Origin of the sequence: Rathayibacter sp. VKM Ac-2759, assembly GCF_009834225.1 — a bacterium.
GTDB lineage: Bacteria > Actinomycetota > Actinomycetes > Actinomycetales > Microbacteriaceae > Rathayibacter.
The window spans coordinates 2158295-2180261 of record NZ_CP047176.1 but is presented as its reverse complement, the minus strand read 5'-3'; the positions used below and the strand labels follow the sequence as shown (position 1 = coordinate 2180261).

The following is a 21967-nucleotide window of genomic DNA, read 5'->3' as shown; positions in this document are numbered from 1 at the left end:
AGCGCTACGACCGACTCGCTCGCGGGCCGTCGAACACAGTTCTGTCACGGGCGCTGCCACACGACGAGGAGGTCGACATGGTGTCACCATTCACCCGACGGGCATTTCTGGGCGGTTCTCTCGCCGCGGCGAGCTCTCTCGCTCTCGCCGGCTGCGCGAGCAGTCCGATCGGAGCCGGGCTCTTCGGCAGCCCGCTCAACCCCGAGCAGCTCATCTTCTGGAGCCTCTTCGGCGGCGGCGACGGCACCCGGATGCAGGAGATGCAGGCGGGCTACGCGGACGCGAACGGCGGTCCCGGCTCGCTCCAGGCCACCGTCTTCGCGTGGGGCAACCCGTACTACTCCAAACTGACGCTCGCCACCGTGGGCAACAAGCCGCCGGACGTCGCGGTCGCGCACCTCACGCGGGCGAAGCCGCTGTACGACGGCGGAATCCTCGACCCGATCACCGAAGAGGACCTCGCCTCGGTCGGCATGTCCTCCACCGACTTCAACCCGGCCTCCTGGGACGCCCAGAAGACGGACGGCAAGAACATCGCGATCCCGCTCGACACCCACCCGCTCGTGATGTTCTTCAACTCCGACGTCTGCGGCCAGGCGGGGCTGCTCGATCCGGACGGGAAGCTGAAGGACCTCACCGGCCTCGAGACGTTCGAATCCGCGCTCGACGCGATCGCCGGGGTCACCGGCGGCACGGCGATCACCTTCGGAAACGTCAATGAGACCGCGACTCCCTGGCGTGTGTTCTGGACGCTCTACAACCAGATCGACGGCGTGACGCCGTTCCTCTCCGACAACGGAGCGACGATCTCGGTCGACGAGGACGCCTTCATCCAGGTGACCACGAAGATCCAGGACTGGGTGAACAAGGGCTGGCTGAACACGGGCCTCGACTACGCCGGTGCGCAGACGGCGATGTTCACGGGACAGTCCGGCATCTTCCTCCAGGGGGAGTGGGAGATCACCACGGCGGAGTCGATCGAGGGCCTCACCTTCGGGATGGTGCCGGTTCCGCAACTGTTCGACAGGCCGGCCGTGCAGGCCGACTCGCACACCTTCGTTCTGCCTCGCAAGGACCGCACCCCGGAGCAGCGCCTGCAGGCGATGGGCTTCATCAAGTCGATGCTCGACCAAGGCCAGACCTGGGCGATGGGCGGCCACGTTCCCGCGTACCTTCCGACCCTCGAGAGCGCCGACTACAAGGCGCTCGAGCCTCAAGCCGACTACTCGTCCGCGGCCGACTACGCCGTCTACGACGACCCGGCCTGGTACGGCGGATCAGGATCGACCTTCGAGGTCACCGTGGGCGCGCAGCTCGCACTCGTCCAGCAGCTGTCGCTGTCGCCCGAGGGCGCCTTGAAGGCCATCAAGGATCAGCTCGCGATCTACACCAACACCCCCAGCCCCCTCTGACCTGCTCTCGACCGCTGACCCCTGGAGGTACAACGACGTGACCGCCGCACCTGCCCTCATCCGCCCCGCCCCGACATCGCCATCGAGTCGCGGCACCACGGGATCCCGCCGCACCCGCGGCGAGAGCCGGGGAGCCTGGCTCTTCATCGCTCCCTTCGGACTCTTCTATCTGGCCTTCCTCCTCGGACCGGCCGTCTGGATGGTCATCTCCAGCTTCTTCAACACCTCGACAGTGCGGACGGGCCTGGGCTCGTTCGCCGGCTTCGCGAACTACGCCGAGATGCTCTCGCGCGCCGACTTCTGGAGCGCGATGTGGCACACGCTCCAGTTCACGCTGTACACGGTGCCCCCGCTCGTGATCATCGCCTTCGTCTTCGCGATCCTCACCAACCGGGTTCGGCACGGGCAGTGGTTCTTCCGCCTCGCGTTCTTCCTGCCGTACATCCTCCCGTCGGCGACCATCTCGCTGATCTGGCTGTTCATCTTCACGCCGGGCACGGGCCTGTGGGCGACCGCGCAGGGCTGGTTCGGTATCACCGGCGCGACCGGCGTGCTGGCGGACCCCAACACCGCGATGATCGGCATCGCGATCGCCACCGTCTGGTGGACTCTCGGCTTCAACTTCGTGCTCTACCTCGCCGGACTCCAGGAGATCCCGCGTGAGTTGTACGAAGCCGCGGCCATCGACGGGGCGACGCCCTGGCAGCAGATCCGCTTCATCACGCTGCCGCTGCTGAACCGCACCACGACGCTCGTGATCCTGCTGCAGATCATCGCGTCCCTGAAGATCTTCGACCAGGTCTACCTGATGACGTCCGGCGGCCCCGGCATCTCGACCCAGGTCGCACTCGGACTCGTCACGAACGTCGGCTTCACCGACAACCGCTTGGGCGCGGCCTCCGCCGCATCGGTCCTCCTCCTCATCGTCATCGTCGCCATCGCGCTGATCCGTCAGTACATCGACCGCGCTGCCACCCGAAAGGCGGCCTGATCATGGCCATCACCGACGCTCCTCGCGCCACGAAGTCGCCGATCTCCGGTGCCGCTCCCATGGCCAGGCCGACCGCAGCCCGCGTGGGCGCGGGCAACCGGACCTTCAGCATCGTCTCGGCCACCGTGCTCATCGTCTTCGCGATCATCTGGCTCATCCCCAGCCTGTTCGCGCTCAAGACGTCGCTGACCGCGAACGGGGTGGCTGCGCTCGGTGCCCCGGAGATCATGAAGGACCTCAACCCCACCCTCTACTCGTACGCCACGCTCTTCCGAGCCGGCGACATCTGGAACTGGTACCTCGCCTCGGGCATCACCTCGGTCGTCACGGCCGTGCTGACCGTCCTCTTCGCCTCGATGGCCGCCTTCGCGCTGTCGCGATTGACGTTCCGCGGCTCGAACGTCGTGCTGCTGCTCATCCTGTTCGGGATCATGATCCCCGGCCAGGTGCTGATCATCCCGATCTTCCAGGAGCTCGGCGCCCTCAACCTGCTCAACACCTACTGGTCGGTGATCTTCCCGCAGGTTCCCGCGGCGATCGCGGTGTTCATCTTCAAGCAGTTCTTCGACGGGATCCCGAAGGAACTCGAGGAGGCCGCCCGCATCGACGGCGCCGGCCTGTGGAAGATCTACTGGTCGGTCATCATGCCGCTCTCGCGCCCCGTGATCGCGGCCGTCGTGATCCTCACGTTCGTCGGGGTGTGGAACAACCTTCTGCTGCCGCTGTTCGTGCTCTCGAACCCGAACCTGATGACCATCCCGGTCGGCCTCGCCACCGTGCAGGGTTCGTTCGGCCAGCGCTTCGCCGACATCCAGGCCGGCGCCCTGCTGGCGGCACTCCCGCTGATCATCATGTACCTGGCGTTCCAGCGTCAGATCGTCGAAGGCGTCACCGGTTCGGGCCTCAAGGGCTGACCTCCTCGCCTCGCCTCCAGGCGGGTGCGCACCCTTCTGTCACACCTACGTTAGGAACTCCATGCCCACGGCACACATCGTCATCGACCGCGACTTCACGATCGGGCCGGTGCCGCGTCGCCTGTTCGGCTCGTTCGTCGAGCACATGGGACGCTGCGTCTACACCGGCATCTACGAGCCCGGCCACGAGCAGGCCGACGAGCGCGGCTTCCGCCGTGACGTCCTCGCCCTCGTCAAGGAGCTCGGCGCCACCGTCGTCCGCTACCCGGGTGGCAACTTCGTCTCCGGGTACAACTGGGAGGACGGGGTCGGCCCCGCATCCGAGCGCCCCCGCCGCCTCGACGGCGCCTGGCACACGGTGGAGAGCAACGCCTTCGGTCTCCACGAGTTCGTCGACTGGTCGAGAGAGGCCGGCGTCGAGATCATGGAGGCCATCAACCTCGGTACCCGCGGCGTCGACGCCGCACGCGAGCTCGTCGAGTACGCCAACCACCCCGGCGGCACCGCCCTGTCGGATCGCCGCATCGCCAACGGCGCCGCGGATCCGTTCGACATCAAGCTCTGGTGCCTCGGCAACGAGCTCGACGGCCCGTGGCAGATCGGCCACAAGACAGCCGACGAGTACGGTCGGCTCGCTCAGGAGGCCGGCAAGGCCATGCGTTTCGTCGATCCGTCCATCGAGCTCGTGGCCGTCGGATCGTCCAACTCGGGGATGGAGACCTTCGGCTCGTGGGAGCACACCGTCCTCTCGCACGCCTATGACGAGGTCGACTACATGTCGATGCACGCCTACTACCAGGAGCACGACGGTGATGCGGCGTCGTTCCTCGCCTCCTCCGTCGACATGGACTACTTCATCGAGTCGGTCGTCGCGACCTGCGATGCCGTGCGGGCCAAGCGCAAGGCGAAGAAGTACATCAACCTCTCGTTCGATGAGTGGAACGTCTGGTACCAGTCGGGGCTCGACACCGACGACCAGCCGAGCGCTGTCTCGCAGTCGTGGCGCGAGCATCCCCGCCTCATCGAGGACACGTACAGCGTGACCGACGCCGTCGTCGTCGGCACCCTGCTCAATTCGCTGCTGCGTCACGGCGATCGTGTCTCGATCGCCAACCAGGCGCAGCTCGTCAACGTCATCGCGCCGATCCGCTCGGAGGAGAACGGGCCGGCGTGGAAGCAGACGATCTTCTGGCCGTTCGCCCGTATGGCGGCGCTCGCGCAGGGGCAGATCCTGCGCACGGCGGTGACCTCCGACAAGGTCGACGCGGGAACGTTCGGCGACGCCGACCAGGTCGACGTTTCCGCGACCTACGACGCCGACCGTGGCGTCGTGGCGTTCTTCCTCGCCAACCGCGGACTCGACGACGCATCGGCCGTCTCGATCTCGCTGCGCGGCTTCACGGGCGGCCGGGTGCTGCGCGCCGAAGTGCTGGAGGTGCCGTCGGGCGGCACGCGCCACACGGCGAACACGCTCGATGCGCAGGACGCCGTCGGGCTCGTGCCGCTCGCGGGAGTGGCGGTCGACGGTTCGGTCGTGACACTGGCGCTGCCCGCGCTGTCGTGGGCGGTCGTGGAAGTGTCAGTGAGCGCGGCGTAGGGGAGGGGCGGGTGCCCGCCTCGGACACCCTCCGGCTCGTCGTCGCTCGCTCGGCTCATCGCAGATGCCCGCGATCGCGTGCAGATCCGGGGGACCATCGACCGCACCGCCAGAAGCGCACGATGGAGATCGCGGACGCCCTCCACGGCGTGTCGATGCGGCAGAACGGAGTGTCGGCCGTGGTGGGTCAGCGCGTGGAGGCACCGGCGGTCTGACGGCGCAGGTGCCGTGCGCAGGCGTTCGTGCGATGTGCAGGAGATCGAAGCGGGAGAGCGCGATCATCCGCGCGGATCCCGCGACAGCGCCGCCACCACCTGCCGATCGCACCGTCCCGCCCCAGACCGCCTCGCCCGCGCGCCCCGGTAGCCTGGACCCATGGCTGAACGCACCTCCTGGTCGCTCGGTCGCGCACTGCGCGGCCTGTTCGAGAAGCGCACGATCGACGACCAGACGTGGGACGACCTCGAGACCGCTCTGATCACCGCCGACTTCGGTCCGGACATCACCGAGGAGATGGTCGCCGACCTCCGCGCCAAGGTCGAGCGCTACAGCACGACCGACCCGCGCGATCTGCAGCGCATGCTCCGCGAGTCGCTCGAGGAGCGGCTGTCGAAGTACGACACGACCCTCAAGCTCAGCGAGCGCCCCGCCGTGATCCTCGTCGTCGGGGTCAACGGAGTCGGCAAGACCACGACCATCGGCAAGTTCGCCAAGTTCCTCCGCAACTTCGACCGCAGCGTCGTCGTCGGTGCCGCCGACACGTTCCGCGCCGCCGCCGTCGACCAGTTGGCCACCTGGGCGCAGCGCGCCGACGCGCAGATCGTGCGCCCGCAGCAGGAGCGGCAGGACCCGGCGTCCGTCGCGTTCCAGACCGTGCAGTTCGCGAAGGACAACGGCATCGAGATGGTCATCATCGACACCGCCGGCCGCCTGCACACCAAGGGCGGCCTGATGGACGAGCTGACCAAGATCAAGCGCGTCATCGAGAAGCAGGCGCCCATCTCCGAGATCCTGCTCGTGCTCGACGCGACCACCGGTCAGAACGGCCTGAGCCAGGCCGAGGCGTTCATCGAGCACGCGGGCGTCACCGGTCTCGTCATCACCAAGCTCGACGGCTCGGCCAAGGGCGGCTTCGTCCTCGCCGTGCAGGAGCGGACCGGCATCCCGATCAAGCTCGTCGGCCAGGGCGAGAAGATCGGCGACCTCACCGGCTTCACCCCCCACGTCTTCGCGCAGCAGCTCGTCGGCTGACGCAGGTCGCTCGGAGCGGCCGGCTCGCCGCCGGAGCTGCCGGCTCCGGTCAGGAGAGGCGGTCGCGCAGGGCGCCGGCCAGGGGAGCGAGCTCGTCGTCGAGGATCTCGACGATCAGTGCGGGCTGGATCCGGAAGTACTCGTGCACGATGACGTTCCGGAGCCCGGCGATCGACGCCCAGGGAACGTCGGCGAAGGACGTGAGCTCTGCGTCGGGGAGCATGCGTACCGCCTCTCCGATCACCGCCGGATCGCGGAGTACGGCATCGAGTGCCATGCCGCGAGAGGGACGTCCTCGGCGTCGAGATGCGCCCGGCACTCGAGGCAGCGCTCGATCGCCGCGAGGATGTCGGAGAAGCGCTCGTCCGGCGACCTGCTCACAGGGCGACCATGTCGCGGTGGGCGGTGATGGACACCGGCTCGCGTCTCGGATTGCTCGCGCCGTAGCGAGTGAGGACGGCCGTCACCACATCACGGCGGGCGTCCACTGCTGCGCGCAGCACGCGCGCTCGCTCCGTGACCGTGGACACGGGGTCAGGATTCGCGCGAGAACCTCGTTCTGCCGGTCGTCCCGCGAGATGCCACGTGAGTACGCGACACGCCGCAGCAGGCGTACCGGAGCGGCATCTCGCGGAGCGCGTCAGACCGCCTGCGCGAAGCCGAGCGCCGCGTCGGCCAGGTGCTGCAGGTGCTCCGGCACCGGACGGCCCTTCGACTCCATCGAGCGGGCCCAGAGCCGGCCCGCGCGGTAGGAGGAGCGCACGAGCGGCCCCGAGAGGACGCCGAGGAACCCGATGTCCTCCGCCTCCTCCTTGATCGCGACGAACTCCTCCGGGTGCACCCAGCGGTCCACCGGCAGGTGCCGCGGCGTCGGCCGCAGGTACTGGGTGATCGTGACGATGTCGGTGCCCGCGTCGTGCAGGTCCTGCAGCGCCTGCGAGATCTCCTCGCGCTCCTCGCCCATGCCGAGGATGAGGTTCGACTTCGTGATCAGCCCGGCCTCGCGCCCCTGGGTCAGCACGTCGAGCGAGCGCTCGTAGCGGAAGGCGGGCCGGATCCGCTTGAAGATCCGCGGAACCGTCTCGACGTTGTGGGCGAACACCTCCGGCTCCGCATCGAACACCCGGCCCAGGTGCTCGGCGCACCCGGTGAAGTCCGGCACCAGGATCTCGACACCCGTCCCGGGCGACTGCGCGTGGATCTGCCGGATCGTCTCGGCGTAGAGCCACGAGCCCTCGTCCGGCAGGTCGTCGCGGGCGACCCCGGTGACGGTGGCGTAGCGGAGGTTCATCCGCGCCACCGACTCGCCGACCCGCCGCGGCTCGTCGGCGTCGTAGTCGGCGGGCTTCCCGGTGTCGATCTGGCAGAAGTCGCAGCGCCGCGTGCACTGCGCGCCGCCGATGAGGAACGTCGCCTCGCGGTCCTCCCAGCACTCGAAGATGTTGGGGCAGCCCGCCTCCTGGCAGACCGTGTGCAGCTCCTCGCTCTTCACGAGCGACTGCAGCTGCTGGTACTCCGGCCCCATCGTGGCCTTCGTGCGGATCCACGGGGGCTTGCGCTCGATCGGCGTCTCGGCGTTGCGGACCTCGAGGCGCAGCAGCTTGCGGCCCCCGGTGTCGGCGCTCACGCGGCGACCCCCTCGGAGGCGCCGGGCTGCGCAGTGAAGGCGGGAGCCGCCTCCGAGAACCTCGCCCTCACGCGCGCGCGCACCGCGGCCATCGACGGCGCGCTGCCGAGCTCGCGCTCGATCGTCGTCACGCCGGCGTCGGCGATGCCGCACGCGACGATGCGGGCGTAGGGCTCGAGGCTGTTCGCGACGTTCAGCGCGAAGCCGTGCATCGTCACTCCGCTCGCGACGCGGATCCCGACGGCCGCGATCTTGTCGGCTCCCGTCGGACGCGGGATCCAGACCCCCGATCGGCCGTCGACCCGCACGCCCTCGACGCCCAGGTCGCGGAGCACCTGGATCAGGACGCCCTCGAGCGAGCGGACGTAGGCGACCACGTCGACCGGCTCGCGCAGCCGCACGATCGGGTAGCCGACGAGCTGTCCCGGCCCGTGCCAGGTGATGCGCCCGCCGCGGTCGACGTCGACGACCGGGGAGCCGTCGCTCGGCAGCTCGTGCGCCTCCGTGCGCTTGCCCGCCGTGTAGACGGAGGCGTGCTCGCACAGCACCAGGGTGCTCGGCCGCGCACCGGCGACGATCTCGGCGTGGAGGCGGCGCTGCAGCTCCCAGCCGTCGCGGTAGTCCAGAGGGTCGGCGGAGTCGCCCGCCACCAGTGTCTCGATCACGCCGCCACCCTATGCGCGTTCTTGCACTCGGTCCAGTTAATCGGGAGGCGAGGTGTGCCGACCGACCCCCGCTCGGCCTCCGGTAGAATTCCGGGCATCATGGCTACTTTCGGCACCCTCTCCGATCGACTCGTCGAGACGTTCAAGAACCTCCGCACCAAGGGCAAGCTCTCGGCCTCCGACGTCGACGGCACTGTCCGCGAGATCCGGCGCGCCCTGCTCGACGCCGACGTCGCGCTCGAGGTCGTCAAGGAGTTCACCGGCAAGGTGCGCGAGCGCGCCCTCGGCGACGAGGTCAACAAGGCGCTCAACCCGGCGCAGCAGGTCGTGCAGATCGTCAACGAGGAGCTCGTCGCGATCCTCGGCGGCCGGTCGCGCCGCCTCGAGTTCGCCAAGCGCCCGCCGACCGTCATCATGCTCGCCGGCCTCCAGGGCGCGGGAAAGACGACCCTCGCGGGCAAGCTCGGCAAGTACCTCGGCAAGGACGGCCACACCCCGCTCCTCGTCGCGGCCGACCTCCAGCGCCCCAACGCGGTGCAGCAGCTGCAGGTCGTCGGCGAGCAGGCCGGAGTCGCGGTCTTCGCCCCGCAGCCCGGCAACGGAGTCGGGAACCCGGTCAAGGTCGCCCAGGAGGCGATCCGCTACGCCACCGACAAGCAGTACGACACCGTCATCATCGACACCGCCGGCCGTCTCGGCGTCGACGCCGACATGATGAAGCAGGCGTCCGACATCCGCCGTGTCACGAACCCCGACGAGGTGCTGTTCGTCATCGACGCGATGATCGGCCAGGACGCCGTCGCGACCGCGAAGGCGTTCCAGGAGGGCGTCGACTTCACCGGCGTCGTGCTGTCGAAGCTCGACGGCGACGCCCGCGGAGGCGCGGCACTGTCGGTCGCCTCCCTCACCGGCCGCCCGATCCTCTTCGCCTCGACGGGCGAGTCGCTCGACGACTTCGAGCAGTTCCACCCCGACCGCATGGCGAGCCGCATCCTCGACCTCGGCGACGTGCTGACCCTCATCGAGCAGGCGCAGTCCGCGTTCGACGAGGACGAGGCGCGCAAGGTCGCCGAGAAGATCATGAGCGACTCGTTCACGCTCGACGACTTCCTCAGCCAGATGCAGCAGCTGCGCAACATGGGCTCGATCAAGAAGATGATCGGAATGCTCCCGGGCGCGAAGGGCATGCGCGAGCAGCTCGACCAGTTCGACGAGCGCGAGATCGTGCGCACCGAGGCGATCATCCAGTCGATGACGAAGGCCGAGCGCGTCAATCCCAAGCTGCTCAACGGCTCCCGTCGCCTGCGCATCGCGCGCGGCTCGGGCATGACCGTCACCGACGTCAACCAGCTCGTGGTCCGCTTCGAGCAGGCCGCGAAGATGATGAAGACCGTCGCCAAGGGCGGCGTGCCCAACGTCCCCGGCATGGGCCCGGTGCCCGGCGCCGGCTACGGAGGCAAGCCGAAGCCGCAGAAGAAGAAGGCCGGCTCGAAGTCGGGTAACCCGGCCAAGCGCGCGGCCGAGAACGCGGCGCTGGCCGCGGGGCCCCGTCCGACCGACGCCGGCGGCTCGGGCTTCGGGCTCGGCGGTGGCAAGGGTGCGGCGCAGCCCACCCCCGCGGAGCTGGAGCAGCTGCAGAAGCTCCTCGGCCGATGATCCGCCGCGCGCTCAGTGCGTCCGCGGTGCTCGCGCTCGCGCTCGGCCTGGCCGGCTGCGCCGAGGGCTCCGGAGTCGACGCCATGTCGGCCCCCGCGCCCGAGGACCTGGTCGGCCGCTGGGTGACCGGTGTCGCCTACGACTCGCCGGAGGTGCCCTTCCTCCTGATCGCCGGCGACGGCACCTGGACCGGGTCGGACGGCTGCAACGGCGCCCAGGGGGAGTGGTCGATCGACGCCGAGGGCGCCCTCACGGTCGAGGCCGGCATGAGCACGCAGATCGCCTGCGACGGAGTCGCGCTGCCCGCGATCTTCACCGAGTCGGCGATGGCCTCGATCGACGGCGGACGCCTCCGCCTCTTCGACGACGCCGGTGCGACCACGGTGAAGCTCGCCCGCTCGACCACCGACGAGGCCCCGACGACGGCCCCCGACCCCGCCGGCGAGTAGCACCCCTCCAGCTCTGACGGCTCTCCGGGTCTCCCAGGAGACACCGCCCCGTGCGCGGCGTTCTCTGCTGATCGAGTAGTCCGCGCAGCGGGCGTATCGAGATCCACCAGCTTCAGAAGGCCGGATCAGAAGCTCGATCTGCTGACGTCGGTCGGTCTCGATACGCCCCTGCGGGGCTACTCGACCAGCAGGTGTGCGGCCGGTCTCTTCGACGGAGATCCGCCCTCGTGAGCACGTGCGGTCCCCTCCCCGTCACGGTCGAGGTCTAGCGTGAAGGCATGACAACCGCACCCTCGCGCCCCGTCCGCATCGGCGTCCAGATCGCCCCTCAGCACGTCCCCTACGAGGTCATCCGCGACACGCTCGCCGAGATCGAGGACCTCGGCGTCGACATCGCCTTCAACTGGGACCACTTCTTCCCGCTGTCGGGTGAGCCCGACGGCCTGCACTTCGAGGGCTGGAGCATGCTCGCGGCCTGGGCCGAGCAGACCAGCCGCATCGAGTTCGGTCCGCTCGTCACCTGCAACAGCTACCGCAACCCCGATCTGCTCGCCGACATGGCGCGCACCGTCGACCACATCAGCGCGAAGGGCGCCGAGGGCCGCCTGATCTTCGGCATCGGCTCCGGATGGTTCGAGCGCGACTACCAGGAGTACGGCTACGAGTTCGGCACGGCCGGCTCGCGCCTCGACGAGCTGTCGGAGGCCATGCCGCGCATCCGGAGCCGCTGGGAGAAGCTCAACCCCGCTCCCACCCGCGACATCCCGGTGATGATCGGCGGAGGCGGCGAGAAGAAGACGCTGCGCATCGTCGCCGAGCACGCCGACATCTGGCACAGCTTCTCGGACGTCCCCACCCTCGAGCGCAAGCTCGGGGTGCTCTCGGAGTGGTGCGGGAAGGTCGACCGCGAGATGTCCGCCATCGAGATCTCGACCGGCGCGAGCGTGCGCGGCGGAGTCGGCGACGCCTCCTTCGGCGTGCTCGATGAGCAGTTCGAGCTCGGCGCCCGCCTGTTCACGCTCGGCATCACCGGCCCGGACATCGACCTGGAGCCGGTCCGCGACCTGCTCTCCTGGCGCGACGGCAAGAACGCCTGACGCGCGTCGTCCGCCGGGAGCGGGGTCGACGGTGCGACACCCTCCCGGCCGGCGCGGTCAGCCGGGCGCGTCCGTCGCCCTCAGATCGGTGGGCGCCGTCTGCGCGAGCCCGGCCTTCTCGACGGCGAGCGCGAACGCCTCGGCGAGTGCGAGCTGCCCCGCCTGGGTGGGGTGCACGCCGTCGGGCGCGAGGAGGCCGTCTTCGCGCAGCGGGTCGGGGTACTCGAGCGCGACGCCTCCCGCGGCGGTGACGGACGCGACGAGCGCGGCGTCGTAGGCGTCGAGGTCGGCGGGGCGCGGGTCCGGCCCCCAGACCGCGTCGAGGGCGATGAGCCGCGCCGACGGCACCGCCTCCGTGATCGCCGTGACCGCCGGAGGGATCGCCTCGGCGACCTCGTCGCTCGGCGACCCCAGGTCGTTGCTGCTCGCGACGATCACCACGACGTCCGGGTCGGTCCCGGCGATCTCGTCGCCCCGGTCGCCGATCGGCTCGCCGCAGGCCCCGGGCTGCAGGAAGCCCCCGCCGTCGCAGCCGAGGTTCGTGACGCTCCAGCCGAAGGCGTCGCCGGCGAGCATCGGCCAGGCCGCCTCGGGTGCTAGTCCGTAGCCGCGCACGATGCTGTCGCCGACGACGGTGACGCGCGCGCCGACCGGGATCTCCGCGCCCAGGGAGAGGGGAGCGGAGTCGTCGGCGGGCGGGGCGGACGCGGTCGTCGCGGTCGCTCGGGCGGTCGCGGTCGCGCCGGTCTCCGCCTCCGGAGCCGCCGTCGAGCAGCCCGCGAGCACGAGCACCCCGAGCAGTGCGGTCGCCGCGGCAGCGCGCCTCACGCCCGAGGGTCCCGGAGTCCGTCGCGCAGCTCGCCCGCCAGTGCCCGGACGACGGCGGTGAGGTCGCCGTCGTGCGCGGCGGCCGTCCGCAGCTGCCGCTGGTAGCTGGCTCCGGCGACGAGGATCAGCTCGACGTCGGCGAGCTCCTTCACGCAGTCGAGCCGCTCGGCGACCGGTGCGAGGGTCTGCAGCAGATCGCGGATGTCGTCGGTGACGAGCCGCTCGGCGCCGGCCGCGTCGAGGATGATCTCGGCGTCGAGCCCGTAGCGCGCCGCGCGCCATTTGTTCTCGCGCACGTACCAGGGCTGCATCGTCGGCAGGTCCTCGCCCGCGTCGAGGCGGGAGGACAGGTGCTCGACGAGGCACTGGATGAGCGCGGCGACCGCGCCGATCTCCTCCGCCGACGACAGTCCGTCGCAGGCCCGCATCTCGAGCGTCCCCCACTGCGGCGACGGGCGGATGTCCCAGCGCACCTCGGTGTGGTCGTCGATGACGCCGGTGCGCATCATGTCGTCGACGTACTCCTCGTAGTTCGCCCACGCACCGAACTGCGGCGGCAGGCCGGCGGTCGGGAGCTGCTGGAACATCAGCGCGCGGTTCGACGCGTAGCCCGTGTCGACCCCGCCCCAGAACGGGCTCGACGCCGAGAGCGCCTGCAGGTGCGGGTAGTAGTCGAGCAGGGAGTTCAGGATCGGCAGCACCTTGTCGCGGTCCTCGATGCCGACGTGCACGTGGATGCCCCAGATCATCATGTTCCGGCCCCACCACTGGGTGCGGTCGATCAAGCGGTGGTAGCGCTCCTTGTCGGTGACGGTCTGGTCGTACCACTGGGCGAAGGGGTGCGTGCCCGAGCAGACGAGGTCGAGTCCCATCGGATCGGTGATCTCGCGCACCTGGCGCAGCTGGTCCTGCAGGTCGGCGACCCCGTCGCGGACCGTGCGGTGCACTCCCGAGACCAGCTCGACCGTGTTGCGCAGCAGCTCGCCGGTGATCTGCGGGTGCGGCTCGCCGTCCTCCCCTCGGAGCGCCTCGAGCACGACGTCGGCGACGTTGGCGAGGTCGCCGGTCTCCCGGTCGACGATGGCGACCTCCCACTCGATCCCGAGGGTCGAGCGGGCGGATGTGGCGAAGCTGATCTCCATGACGGCGTCCTCGTCGATCCGGCGTCCCCAGGGTCGGGACGCGCCTGCACATCCTCGCATCCGGTGGCCGACCGCCGCCTCCGACGCGCATCCGGGTGCGCTCAGGGGCTCGCGGCGGGACTCCCCGGGAGTCGCGCGGGTGTCGGGCCCGCGCGCCGGGCGTTTTTCTGGCAGAATGATCCGTCGGGTCCGAGGCGGTCGACCCTCTACTCACCGCCGACGAAACCCCCTCGAGCTTCCGGCCGGGTGTGCCCCCACGCTCACGGCTCAGTTCATCCATCTCGACCACTCATGGTCAACGACCACACAGGAGAATTGTGGCTGTCAAGATTCGTCTGAAGCGCCTCGGCAAGATCCGGGCGCCCTACTACCGCATCGTCGTCGCCGACTCGCGCACCAAGCGCGACGGCCGCGTGATCGAGGAGATCGGCAAGTACCACCCGACCGAGGAGCCCTCGTTCATCCAGGTCGACTCGGAGCGTGCGCAGTACTGGCTCGGAGTCGGCGCGCAGCCGACCGAGCAGGTCGCCGCCATCCTCAAGCTGACCGGCGACTGGGGCCGCTTCAAGGGCGACGCCGACGCCGTCAGCACCGTCAAGGTCAAGGAGCCCAAGGCTCCCTACGTCGTCGACGCCAAGAAGAAGCCCGTCCTCAAGCCGAAGTCCGAGGCTCCGGCCAAGGCTGCTGCGCCCGAGGCCGCTGCCGACGAGACCTCCACCGAGGCGTAGTCGATGCTCGCTCCCGCCGTCGAACACCTCGTCAAGGGGATCGTCGAGAACCCCGATGAGGTCCGTGTCGTGGCTGCGAGCTCCCCGCGCGGCGAGGTCCTCGAGGTGCGTGTGCACCCCGAGGACCTCGGCCGCGTGATCGGACGTTCCGGCCGCACCGCCAAGGCCGTCCGCACCCTGGTCGCCGCCCTCGCCGACGGTCGCCGTGTGCGCGTCGACGTCGTCGACACCGACAAGTAGAGGTGTCGATCCCCGAGACGGGCACGACGCAGCTCCGCGTCGCCCGATTGACCAAGGCCCACGGACTCAAGGGCGCGATCAAGCTCGAGCTCTACACCGATGAGCCCGACAAGCGCTTCACGCCCGGTGCCTCCTTCACGTTGCAGGTGCCCCGCACCTCCGAGTGGCACGGCAAGAAGCTCGAGCTCGTCGAGCTGCGCTGGTACAACAGCCACGCCGTCGCCTTCTTCAAGGGCATCGAGGACCGCAGCGCGGCCGAGACGCTCCTCAAGGCGATCCTCTGGATCGACGAGGACCTGCAGACCGAGCCGGGCGACGACGACAGCTGGTACGACTACCAGCTCGTCGGCCTCAAGGTCGTGCGCGACGGAGTCGAGGTGGGCACGGTCCGCCGTGTCGACCACTTCCCGGCGCAGGACCTGCTGATCGTCGGCACGCCCGCGGGCGAGGTGATGGTGCCGTTCGTCAACGCGATCGTCCCGTCGATCGACCCCGTCGCGGGTGTCGTCACGGTGACCCCTCCGATCGGCCTCTTCGAGGAGGCGCCGGAGGAGGAGCCCGCCGAGGTCGACCTCTCGGGCGTCGATCTCACCGATCCGGCGCTCACCGCGCAGGAGCCGGTCGAGGACGAGCCCGCCGAGGACGCGCCTGCGACCGACGCTCCCGCAGAGGCCGCGACCGACGCTCCCGCGACCGACGCTCCCGCCGAGTCCGCGCCGGACGCCTCCGCCCAGGAGGAGCCCCGGTCGTGAAGATCGACATCGTCACGATCTTCCCCGAGTTCTTCGGAGTGCTCGACATCAGCCTGCTCGGGCGTGCGCGCCAGAGCGGGCTGATCGAGCTCGGCGTGCACGATCTGCGCTCCTTCACCCACGATCGGCACCGCACCGTCGACGACACGCCCTACGGCGGCGGCGCCGGGATGGTGATGCGGCCGGAGCCGTGGGGCGAGGCGCTCGACTCCCTCGTCGATCCCGAGGCGGATCCCGTCGTCGTCTTCCCGTCGCCCGCCGGCGAGCTGTTCACCCAGGCCACCGCCCGGGAGCTCGCCGAGGAGTCGTCGCTCGTCTTCGGCTGCGGTCGCTACGAGGGCATCGACCAGCGGGTCGTCGACCACACCGCGTCCCGCGCGCGCGTGCGCCTGATCAGCCTCGGCGACTACGTGCTCAACGGCGGCGAGGTCGCCGTGATGGCGATGATCGAGGCGATCGGGCGACTCGTGCCCGGCGTCGTCGGCAATCCGGCGAGCCTGGTCGAGGAGAGCCACTCCGACGGCCTGCTCGAGTACCCCAGCTACACCAAGCCCGCCTCGTGGCGCGGCCTCGACGTCCCTCCGGTGCTGCTCAGCGGCAATCACGGAGCGATCGCCGCCTGGCGCCACGAGCAGAGCGTCGAGCGCACGCGCCGCGTGCGGCCCGAGCTGCTGCCCTAGGCGTCCGGCCGGCCGTCCCGGTCACTCCGCAGCGCGAGGTGCCGCTCCCTCAGTGCGAGGAACAGCGGGAACGCGAACGCGAGGGCGACCAGCGGTGCGAGCAGCACCAGGATCCAGACCCGCCGCATCCCGACCCGGCGGCCCTCGACGACCATGAACGCCACGGCCGCGATGGCGACGACGAGCAGGTCGGTGGTGATCGAGGACACCGCGGGGCCTCCTCCGGAGAGATCGCCGAGGAAGTCGGCGCTCTCGAGCACGGCGCGGAGGTTCCACGTCCAGGTCCCGACGAGGCCCGCGATCGCGAGCGCGAGGTAGACGAGGGCGAGCGGTGTCCAGCCGCGGCCCAGCGCGCTCATCGCGACGCCTCCTGTCGGCGCGCCAGGACCACGACCGTGCTCGCGACGAGCAGCGTCGCGACGACCCCGCCCACGACGAGCGTGAGCGCATCCGGAGCGACGATCGACTGACCGCGCAGCGCCTGCCAGCAGGTCAGGGCGACAACGGCCGCCCAGGCGATCGACGCCAGCGCGACCAGGCGGAGGCGCTTCGCCGCGTCCCGCAGCACCCGCACCCGGGGCGCGAGGCTCTCCAGCGCGATCGCCAGCAGCGGCAGACCCTGCAGCGCGTGCATGCCGACGAAGTGCGGGATCCGCAGATCGCCGCCGGTCGTGCTCCAGCCGAGGAGGGGCAGCCCCGCCCCGCCGTCGTCGACGCCGACCGCGTGCGCTCCGACGATGCCCTGGTAGTCCGAGAGCTGGGACGCCGTGGGCCCGGTCATCAGGAAGGCGAGCGCCATCCCGATGAGGCCGATGACGAGCCCTCCGCGCACGGCCAGGGTGAGGGCCGGATCGGCGAGCCGCACCCGCGCGAGCAGAGCGGCCAGCACCAGCGTCACGAGCCAGACGACCACGATCGAGACGGCCATCGCTCCCCACAGCACCGAGTGCAGCGGTGTGGAGACGTTGAAGTGGCTGGTGACGCCGACGGCCGCGGCACCGGCGATGATCACCATCTCGATCGCGAGACCGGCCACCGCGATGCTCCCGAGCGCCGAGGCGAGGCGCCGGCGGCGGGGGAGGAGCCCGATCAGCCACGCGAGGGTCACCGAGTACACCGCGATCGACAGGCAGAACTTGAGCGGCTTCGCCCAGAGCGGCTGACCGCCGAGCTCGCGCGGATCGAGGATCAGGGCCACGACGCAGAGGGCGGCGCCGACCGCCATGGCGACCGCCAGGACGAGGAGCGGCCGGTGCGGAGCGGGGCGGGCGGAGTCGCGCGTCGTCGCGGTTCCCGTGATCGTCGCGCTCATCGGGCCGCTCCCGCGCCGAAGCGGGTCTGCGTCTCGTGCGCCTGGGCGATCCGCCGCAGCGACTGCAGCACGACATCGCCCATCGCCGTCCCGACCGCGGCGATCGACGCCTGCTCGCTGACGCTCGTGCGCGCCTCCAGCTCGTCCAGATCGGCGCGCGCGACGATCCGAGCCGCCTCCGCGTAGCTCTCGAGCCACGCCGGGGTCATGGCGCCGCTGGTGAGCTCGAGGGCGTCGAGCGCGCGGGCCGCCGTGACGACCGCGGGGTGCTCGCAGACGGAATCGCCGACGAGGGACCGGATCCGCTCGACCGAGGCCGGCGATGCGGGCGTCGCGGAGTCGGCGCCGGCCGAGACGACGTCCTGCGCGACCTCGAACGCGACCGAGGGCGGATCCCCGCGGTCGAGGACGGTGGTGATGCGCTTGGCTCCGGCGATGCCGACTCCGCCGCTCTCGATCAGCGCACGGAGCAGTCGCAGCCGAGCCAGGTGCTCGTCGCCGTAGTCGGCCCGTTGGGGGCCGGAGGAGACCCCCGGCGCGAGGATCCCCTCCCGGATGTAGTACTTGATCGTCGCCACGCTGATGCCGCTGACGTCGCTGAGCTCGGAGATGCGCATGTGGAGAGTATGACTATCCGATAGTGCTGCTGTCCAGTACTCCGAGACGTTCGGCTCGCAGAAACGCCTCCGGCTCGCAGAATCCGGCGATTCCAGCGAGCCGAACCCGATCCAGCGAGCCGAACCGCATCCTGCGAGCCGAACGCGATCCAGCGAGCCGAACCGCATCCTGCGAGCCGAACGCGATCCAGCGAGCCGGACCGCATCCTGCGAGCCGAACCGGGACGCCCTCGACGTCCGGCTCGTCAGAACCGGTTCGGCTCGCGGAATCAGACGTTTCTGGCGAGCCGAACGACATTCCGCGAGCCGAAGGTCCGAGACCCTTCACCTCGGGCTCGCAGAAACACGTTCGGCTCGCAGGATCCGCGGATTCCTTAGAGCCGAACCGTGTTCTGCGAGCCGAACCGCGTTCTGCGAGCCGAACCGTGTTCTCCGAGCCGAGGAGACTCAGCTGCGCGCCGTCAGCACCTCGACGCCCGTCTCGGTGATCGCGATCGTGTGCTCCATGTGCGCCCCGCGCGACCCGTCGCGGCTGCGCAGCGTCCAGCCGTCCTTGTCCGTGAAGATCTTGTCGGTCGTCTGCAGGAACCACGGCTCGATCGCGACGACGAGTCCGGGGCGGAGCGGGTAGCCGCGGCCGGCGCGGCCGTCGTTCGCGATGTGCGGGTCGCCGTGCATGGTGCGTCCGACGCCGTGGCCGCCGAAGTCGGTGTTGATCGAGAGGCCCTCGGCCCGCGCGACCGCCGCGATCGCGGCCGAGATGTCGCCGATCTTCCCGCCGGGACGGGCCGCGGCGATCCCCGCGTCGAGCGCGCGGGTCGTCGTGTCGATGAGGGCGAGGTCCTCCGCGCGCGGGGTCCCGACGACGACGCTGATGGCGGAGTCGGCGACCCAGCCGTCCACGGACGCCGCGAAGTCGAGGGTGAGCAGGTCGCCGTCGCGCAGCCGGTAGTCGAACGGCAGGCCGTGCAGCACGGCGTCGTTCACCGAGGTGCAGATCACCTTGCCGAACGGGCTCGCGCCGAACGACGGGTGGTAGTCGATGTAGCACGACTCGGCGCCGGCCGAGCGGATCATGTCGTGCGCGAGGCGGTCGAGCTCGAGGAGGTTCACACCCACTCCGGCGGCGGCGGCCGTCGCCTGGAGGACCTCGGCGACGAAACGGCCGGCGGGGCGCATCTCCTCGATCTCGGCGGGGGTGCGTAGCTCGATCATCCTGATCCTCTCGGGAGTCGCTGAGGCGTTGTTCAGCGCTGGTGTATACGGTCGGTGCATGCGCACGCGACGGGCCTTCGGTTCCTGGCAGTATCCGGCCGCGATCGTCCTGCCCCTGTGGATCCTCCTCGGGTACGGACTCTTCGGGGGATCGAGCGGGTGGACCGTCCTCGGTCTCGTCATCGCCCTCCCCATTCTGGCGGTCTGCCTCGCCGTCGTGGCCGGGATCGTGTCATTCCGGGTGACTGTGCGGCCGACGCGGACCCCCGCGTGGGGCGATGTCGCCGCGCTGGGCGCCTGGCACGCCTCCCTCTTCGCCTTCGGCTTCTTCCCTCCCGGCGCCTGGGCGATCGGCCTGCTCTCGGTGCTGCTCGGCCTGGTCGCCTTCTGGCACTCCACGTGGCGCTTCGCCACCGACGCCCGCGCGACCCTCCTCGCGTTCGCGGAGGCGAGCTCGGTGCAGACGGGAGCGCAGGCTCCGATCGCCCGCGACGGCTTCGATCCGGAGCGTCCGCAGGACGGGCAGACGATCGTCCTCTGAGCAGGCTCGGCCCGCTTTGACGCGGGCTCGCGCGGCGTGACAGAATAAGCGCTTGTGCCTGGCGCAGGCTCTGCCACAGGGGAGCCGCGACGACGCGAGGCACGCACCGACTCCCATTCAACGAAACGGTGTTCGACCTGTGGCGGGCACGGAGAGCGATACACCATGCACATCCTCGATTCCGTCGATGCGGCGTCACTCCGGACCGACATCCCCGACTTCCGCGCCGGCGACACCGTCAAGGTCCACGTCAACATCGTCGAGGGCTCGCGCTCGCGCATCCAGGTCTTCCAGGGCGTCGTCATCGGCCGCTCCAACGAGGGCGTCCGCGAGACCTTCACGGTCCGCAAGGTCAGCTTCCAGGTCGGCGTCGAGCGCACCTTCCCGGTGCACTCCCCGGTGATCGACCACATCGAGGTCGTCACCCGCGGTGACGTGCGTCGCGCGAAGCTGTACTACCTCCGCAACCTCCGCGGCAAGAAGGCGAAGATCAAGGAGAAGCGCTCCTAAGCGGTCTCCGCACAGGATCTCCCGAACCCCGGCCCGTCTAGAATGGGCCGGGGTTCGACCTTGTCCAGGGGCCGTTCCCGTCCGGGATCTCGGCCCCGCGACGCACGACGACCGGCCGCTCGCCGGGACGCACCGTGACGACGACGCGCGGTGCCGATCAAGCACCGCGCACACGAGCTCGATGCACGACAGCGCAGTAGGGGCCACGCCAGCGATGACAGACAGCACGACCCCGGTCCGCCTCCCCGGCGATGGCGAGCACGCCCGTCACAGCGCCGAGCCGGGGGAGTCGCGCCGCCCTCGCCGCCGCCGCGGGTTCCTGCTCTTCCTCCGCGACGTGCTGATCATCTTCCTCGTCGCGGTGCTGGTGTCGTTCCTCGTCAAGACGTTCCTGATCCGCTCGTTCTACATCCCGTCGTCCTCGATGGAGCAGACGCTGATCGAGAACGACCGCATCCTCGTCAACGAGCTCGTGCCCGGAGTCGTCCCGATCTCCCGCGGCGACGTGGTCGTCTTCCGCGATCCCGGCGGATGGCTGTCGCCCACCGTCGAGCCACAGGTGCCCGCGTTCCAGGCGGCCGTCGACTCCGCTCTCGCGATCGTCGGCCTGACGGCGCCCGACAGCAACGACCACCTGATCAAGCGGGTCATCGGGCTGCCCGGCGATCACGTCACCTGCTGCACGCCGCTCGGCCAGATCGAGATCAACGGCAACCCGATCGACGAGCCCTACGTGAAGCTGCCCGACGGCGTCCAGGCCGTCTCGGCGACGCCCTTCGACGTCGTCGTGCCCGAGGGCTCGCTGTGGGTGATGGGAGACAACCGCTACAACTCGGCCGACTCCCGCTACAACACCGACAAGCCCGGAGGCGGCTTCGTGCCGATCGACAACGTCGTCGGCCGCGCGATCCTCGTGACCTGGCCGATCGAGCAGTGGGCCTGGCTCGACGACTACCCCTCGGTGTTCCAGGGCGTCGAGAACGAGGCGTCCGAGGAGAGCTCCGACGAGACCGAGAGCAGCGAGGGCTAGGTGGTCGTCGCCGACCCCACCCTCACGCTCGAGCGCCGGCTGTTCCGCCAGGGCTACGAGAGCGTCATCGGCTGCGACGAGGTCGGCCGCGGCGCGATCGCCGGCCCCGTCTCGGTCGGAGTCGTCTCGATCGGCTCCCGTTGCGGCCGCTTCCCGGAGGGGCTGCGCGACTCCAAGCTCCTCGCCCCCGCGCGGCGCGAGGCACTGCTGCCGGGAGTCGTGAAGTGGGTGTCCGGCTGGGCGATCGGCGAGTCCTCCGCCGACGAGATCGACGAGACCGGCATCATCGCCGGACTCGCGCGCGCCGCCTCCCGGGGCATCGAGCGCCTGGTCGACCAGGGCGTGGACCTCTCGAAGGCCGTGGTGCTGCTCGACGGCAAGCACGACTGGCTGAGCCCCGCCCTCGGGCCGTGGGCGTCGGAGCTCACCATCGTGACCCGCATCAAGGCCGACCGCGACTGCGCGTCGGTGTCCGCCGCCTCCGTGCTCGCGAAGGTCGGCCGCGACGGCCAGATGGTGCGCCACCACGACGACTTCGCCGACTACGCCTGGGACAGCAACAAGGGCTACGGCAGCGCCGCGCACTGGGCCGGCATCGACCGCGTCGGGCCGTCGCCGCTGCACCGCGTCACGTGGCTGTCGAAGTCGCGCTCGGCCGTGGAGCCCGACGAGCTCTCGCCCTCGGCGTCCGGCCCCCTCGCACCGGCGTAGGA

At 70.2% G+C, this 21967-nt stretch carries 27 protein-coding genes; 16 read left to right on the top strand and 11 right to left on the bottom strand.

Features of this window, described 5'->3' with window-relative positions:
• Positions 1 to 77: 77 nt before the first annotated feature.
• The 5 genes from GSU68_RS10070 (at position 78) to ftsY (ending at position 6165) form a co-directional block, all read left to right on the top strand.
• A complete protein-coding gene (locus tag GSU68_RS10070) occupies positions 78 to 1412 on the top strand; it encodes a sugar ABC transporter substrate-binding protein (protein ID WP_159907909.1) in 1335 nt (444 codons plus the stop codon).
• A gap of 37 nt (positions 1413 to 1449) precedes the next feature.
• Positions 1450 to 2403 carry a sugar ABC transporter permease gene (locus GSU68_RS10065; protein ID WP_208544552.1) on the top strand — a complete coding sequence of 318 codons (954 nt, stop codon included), beginning with the start codon at positions 1450 to 1452 and terminating at the stop codon, positions 2401 to 2403.
• A gap of 2 nt (positions 2404 to 2405) precedes the next feature.
• On the top strand, positions 2406 to 3317 hold the full coding sequence (locus tag GSU68_RS10060; RefSeq protein WP_159907906.1) for a carbohydrate ABC transporter permease: 912 nt from the start codon (positions 2406 to 2408) through the stop codon (positions 3315 to 3317).
• 61 nt (positions 3318 to 3378) lie between these two features.
• Complete coding sequence (locus GSU68_RS10055; protein WP_159907903.1) at positions 3379 to 4914, top strand: alpha-N-arabinofuranosidase; 1536 nt, start codon at positions 3379 to 3381, stop codon at positions 4912 to 4914.
• Positions 4915 to 5289: 375 nt separating this feature from the next.
• Positions 5290 to 6165: a signal recognition particle-docking protein FtsY gene (ftsY, locus tag GSU68_RS10045; protein ID WP_159853985.1), complete on the top strand. Its 876-nt coding sequence runs from the start codon at positions 5290 to 5292 to the stop codon at positions 6163 to 6165.
• Positions 6166 to 6214: 49 nt separating this feature from the next.
• On the opposite strand, the gene GSU68_RS10040 is transcribed toward ftsY, so the two are convergent.
• From GSU68_RS10040 to lipB, 5 genes are all read right to left on the bottom strand, one after another.
• Positions 6215 to 6388, bottom strand: coding sequence for a HepT-like ribonuclease domain-containing protein (locus tag GSU68_RS10040; protein ID WP_244259233.1), 174 nt, complete (start codon positions 6386 to 6388; stop codon positions 6215 to 6217).
• A 17-nt stretch (positions 6389 to 6405) separates the two neighbouring features.
• Positions 6406 to 6546: a hypothetical protein gene (locus GSU68_RS10035; RefSeq protein WP_159907894.1), complete on the bottom strand. Its 141-nt coding sequence runs from the start codon at positions 6544 to 6546 to the stop codon at positions 6406 to 6408.
• Positions 6543 to 6695, bottom strand: coding sequence for a hypothetical protein (locus GSU68_RS10030; protein WP_159907891.1), 153 nt, complete (start codon positions 6693 to 6695; stop codon positions 6543 to 6545). Before GSU68_RS10030 ends, GSU68_RS10035 begins: the two co-directional genes overlap by 4 nt.
• Positions 6696 to 6805: 110 nt before the next feature.
• Complete coding sequence (gene lipA, locus GSU68_RS10025) at positions 6806 to 7792, bottom strand: lipoyl synthase (protein WP_208544551.1); 987 nt, start codon at positions 7790 to 7792, stop codon at positions 6806 to 6808.
• Positions 7789 to 8457 (bottom strand): lipoyl(octanoyl) transferase LipB, encoded by a 669-nt coding sequence (lipB, locus tag GSU68_RS10020; protein ID WP_159907889.1) that lies wholly within the window; start codon positions 8455 to 8457, stop codon positions 7789 to 7791. Before lipB ends, lipA begins: the two co-directional genes overlap by 4 nt.
• Positions 8458 to 8556: 99 nt before the next feature.
• On the opposite strand from lipB, the gene ffh reads away from it, so the two are divergent.
• The 3 genes from ffh to GSU68_RS10005 all read left to right on the top strand — a co-directional run bounded on the left by ffh (position 8557) and on the right by GSU68_RS10005 (position 11659).
• Entirely contained in the window at positions 8557 to 10113 is a 1557-nt protein-coding gene (gene ffh / locus GSU68_RS10015; RefSeq protein WP_159907887.1) for a signal recognition particle protein, read from the top strand.
• Positions 10110 to 10562 carry an META domain-containing protein gene (locus tag GSU68_RS10010; protein ID WP_159907884.1) on the top strand — a complete coding sequence of 151 codons (453 nt, stop codon included), beginning with the start codon at positions 10110 to 10112 and terminating at the stop codon, positions 10560 to 10562. Before ffh ends, GSU68_RS10010 begins: the two co-directional genes overlap by 4 nt.
• A gap of 278 nt (positions 10563 to 10840) precedes the next feature.
• Positions 10841 to 11659 carry an LLM class F420-dependent oxidoreductase gene (locus GSU68_RS10005; RefSeq protein ID WP_159907881.1) on the top strand — a complete coding sequence of 273 codons (819 nt, stop codon included), beginning with the start codon at positions 10841 to 10843 and terminating at the stop codon, positions 11657 to 11659.
• A 57-nt stretch (positions 11660 to 11716) separates the two neighbouring features.
• Here GSU68_RS10005 and GSU68_RS10000 read toward each other — a convergent pair whose 3' ends face one another.
• Positions 11717 to 12487, bottom strand: a complete 771-nt coding sequence (locus GSU68_RS10000) for an SGNH/GDSL hydrolase family protein (RefSeq protein WP_159907879.1) — start codon at positions 12485 to 12487, stop codon at positions 11717 to 11719.
• Entirely contained in the window at positions 12484 to 13629 is a 1146-nt protein-coding gene (locus GSU68_RS09995; RefSeq protein WP_159907877.1) for a glutamate--cysteine ligase, read from the bottom strand. The genes GSU68_RS10000 and GSU68_RS09995 overlap by 4 nt, the downstream gene beginning before the upstream one ends.
• 317 nt (positions 13630 to 13946) lie before the next feature.
• Here GSU68_RS09995 and rpsP point away from each other — a divergent pair, with 317 nt between their 5' ends.
• The 4 genes from rpsP to trmD are packed head-to-tail and all read left to right on the top strand — an operon-like array spanning position 13947 to position 16029.
• Positions 13947 to 14357, top strand: coding sequence for a 30S ribosomal protein S16 (gene rpsP, locus GSU68_RS09990; RefSeq protein WP_159907875.1), 411 nt, complete (start codon positions 13947 to 13949; stop codon positions 14355 to 14357).
• A 3-nt stretch (positions 14358 to 14360) separates the two neighbouring features.
• On the top strand, positions 14361 to 14597 hold the full coding sequence (locus GSU68_RS09985) for an RNA-binding protein (protein ID WP_056044115.1): 237 nt from the start codon (positions 14361 to 14363) through the stop codon (positions 14595 to 14597).
• 2 nt (positions 14598 to 14599) lie between these two features.
• A complete protein-coding gene (rimM, locus tag GSU68_RS09980; RefSeq protein ID WP_159907872.1) occupies positions 14600 to 15349 on the top strand; it encodes a ribosome maturation factor RimM in 750 nt (249 codons plus the stop codon).
• Positions 15346 to 16029: a tRNA (guanosine(37)-N1)-methyltransferase TrmD gene (trmD, locus tag GSU68_RS09975; RefSeq protein ID WP_159907869.1), complete on the top strand. Its 684-nt coding sequence runs from the start codon at positions 15346 to 15348 to the stop codon at positions 16027 to 16029. Before rimM ends, trmD begins: the two co-directional genes overlap by 4 nt.
• Here the strand turns inward: trmD and GSU68_RS09970 are convergent.
• The 4 genes from GSU68_RS09970 to map form a co-directional block, all read right to left on the bottom strand.
• Positions 16026 to 16388, bottom strand: coding sequence for a DUF2834 domain-containing protein (locus tag GSU68_RS09970; protein ID WP_159907866.1), 363 nt, complete (start codon positions 16386 to 16388; stop codon positions 16026 to 16028). The genes trmD and GSU68_RS09970 overlap by 4 nt on opposite strands.
• Positions 16385 to 17341, bottom strand: a complete 957-nt coding sequence (locus GSU68_RS09965) for a hypothetical protein (RefSeq protein ID WP_159907864.1) — start codon at positions 17339 to 17341, stop codon at positions 16385 to 16387. Before GSU68_RS09965 ends, GSU68_RS09970 begins: the two co-directional genes overlap by 4 nt.
• The gene (locus GSU68_RS09960; RefSeq protein WP_159907861.1) at positions 17338 to 17958 is read right to left on the bottom strand and encodes a MerR family transcriptional regulator; all 621 of its coding nucleotides are present in this window, start codon (positions 17956 to 17958) and stop codon (positions 17338 to 17340) included. Before GSU68_RS09960 ends, GSU68_RS09965 begins: the two co-directional genes overlap by 4 nt.
• Before the next feature lie 447 nt (positions 17959 to 18405).
• Positions 18406 to 19173, bottom strand: coding sequence for a type I methionyl aminopeptidase (map, locus tag GSU68_RS09955; RefSeq protein WP_159907858.1), 768 nt, complete (start codon positions 19171 to 19173; stop codon positions 18406 to 18408).
• 58 nt (positions 19174 to 19231) lie between these two features.
• Here map and GSU68_RS09950 point away from each other — a divergent pair, with 58 nt between their 5' ends.
• The 4 genes from GSU68_RS09950 (at position 19232) to GSU68_RS09935 (ending at position 21965) form a co-directional block, all read left to right on the top strand.
• On the top strand, positions 19232 to 19714 hold the full coding sequence (locus GSU68_RS09950; protein WP_159907855.1) for a hypothetical protein: 483 nt from the start codon (positions 19232 to 19234) through the stop codon (positions 19712 to 19714).
• 165 nt (positions 19715 to 19879) lie between these two features.
• Positions 19880 to 20224, top strand: coding sequence for a 50S ribosomal protein L19 (rplS, locus tag GSU68_RS09945; RefSeq protein ID WP_085475685.1), 345 nt, complete (start codon positions 19880 to 19882; stop codon positions 20222 to 20224).
• Between the two features lie 214 nt (positions 20225 to 20438).
• Positions 20439 to 21254 carry a signal peptidase I gene (gene lepB / locus GSU68_RS09940; RefSeq protein ID WP_159907852.1) on the top strand — a complete coding sequence of 272 codons (816 nt, stop codon included), beginning with the start codon at positions 20439 to 20441 and terminating at the stop codon, positions 21252 to 21254.
• The gene (locus GSU68_RS09935; RefSeq protein ID WP_159907850.1) at positions 21255 to 21965 is read left to right on the top strand and encodes a ribonuclease HII; all 711 of its coding nucleotides are present in this window, start codon (positions 21255 to 21257) and stop codon (positions 21963 to 21965) included. It begins immediately after the preceding gene.
• The last annotated feature ends 2 nt before the right edge of the window (positions 21966 to 21967 follow it).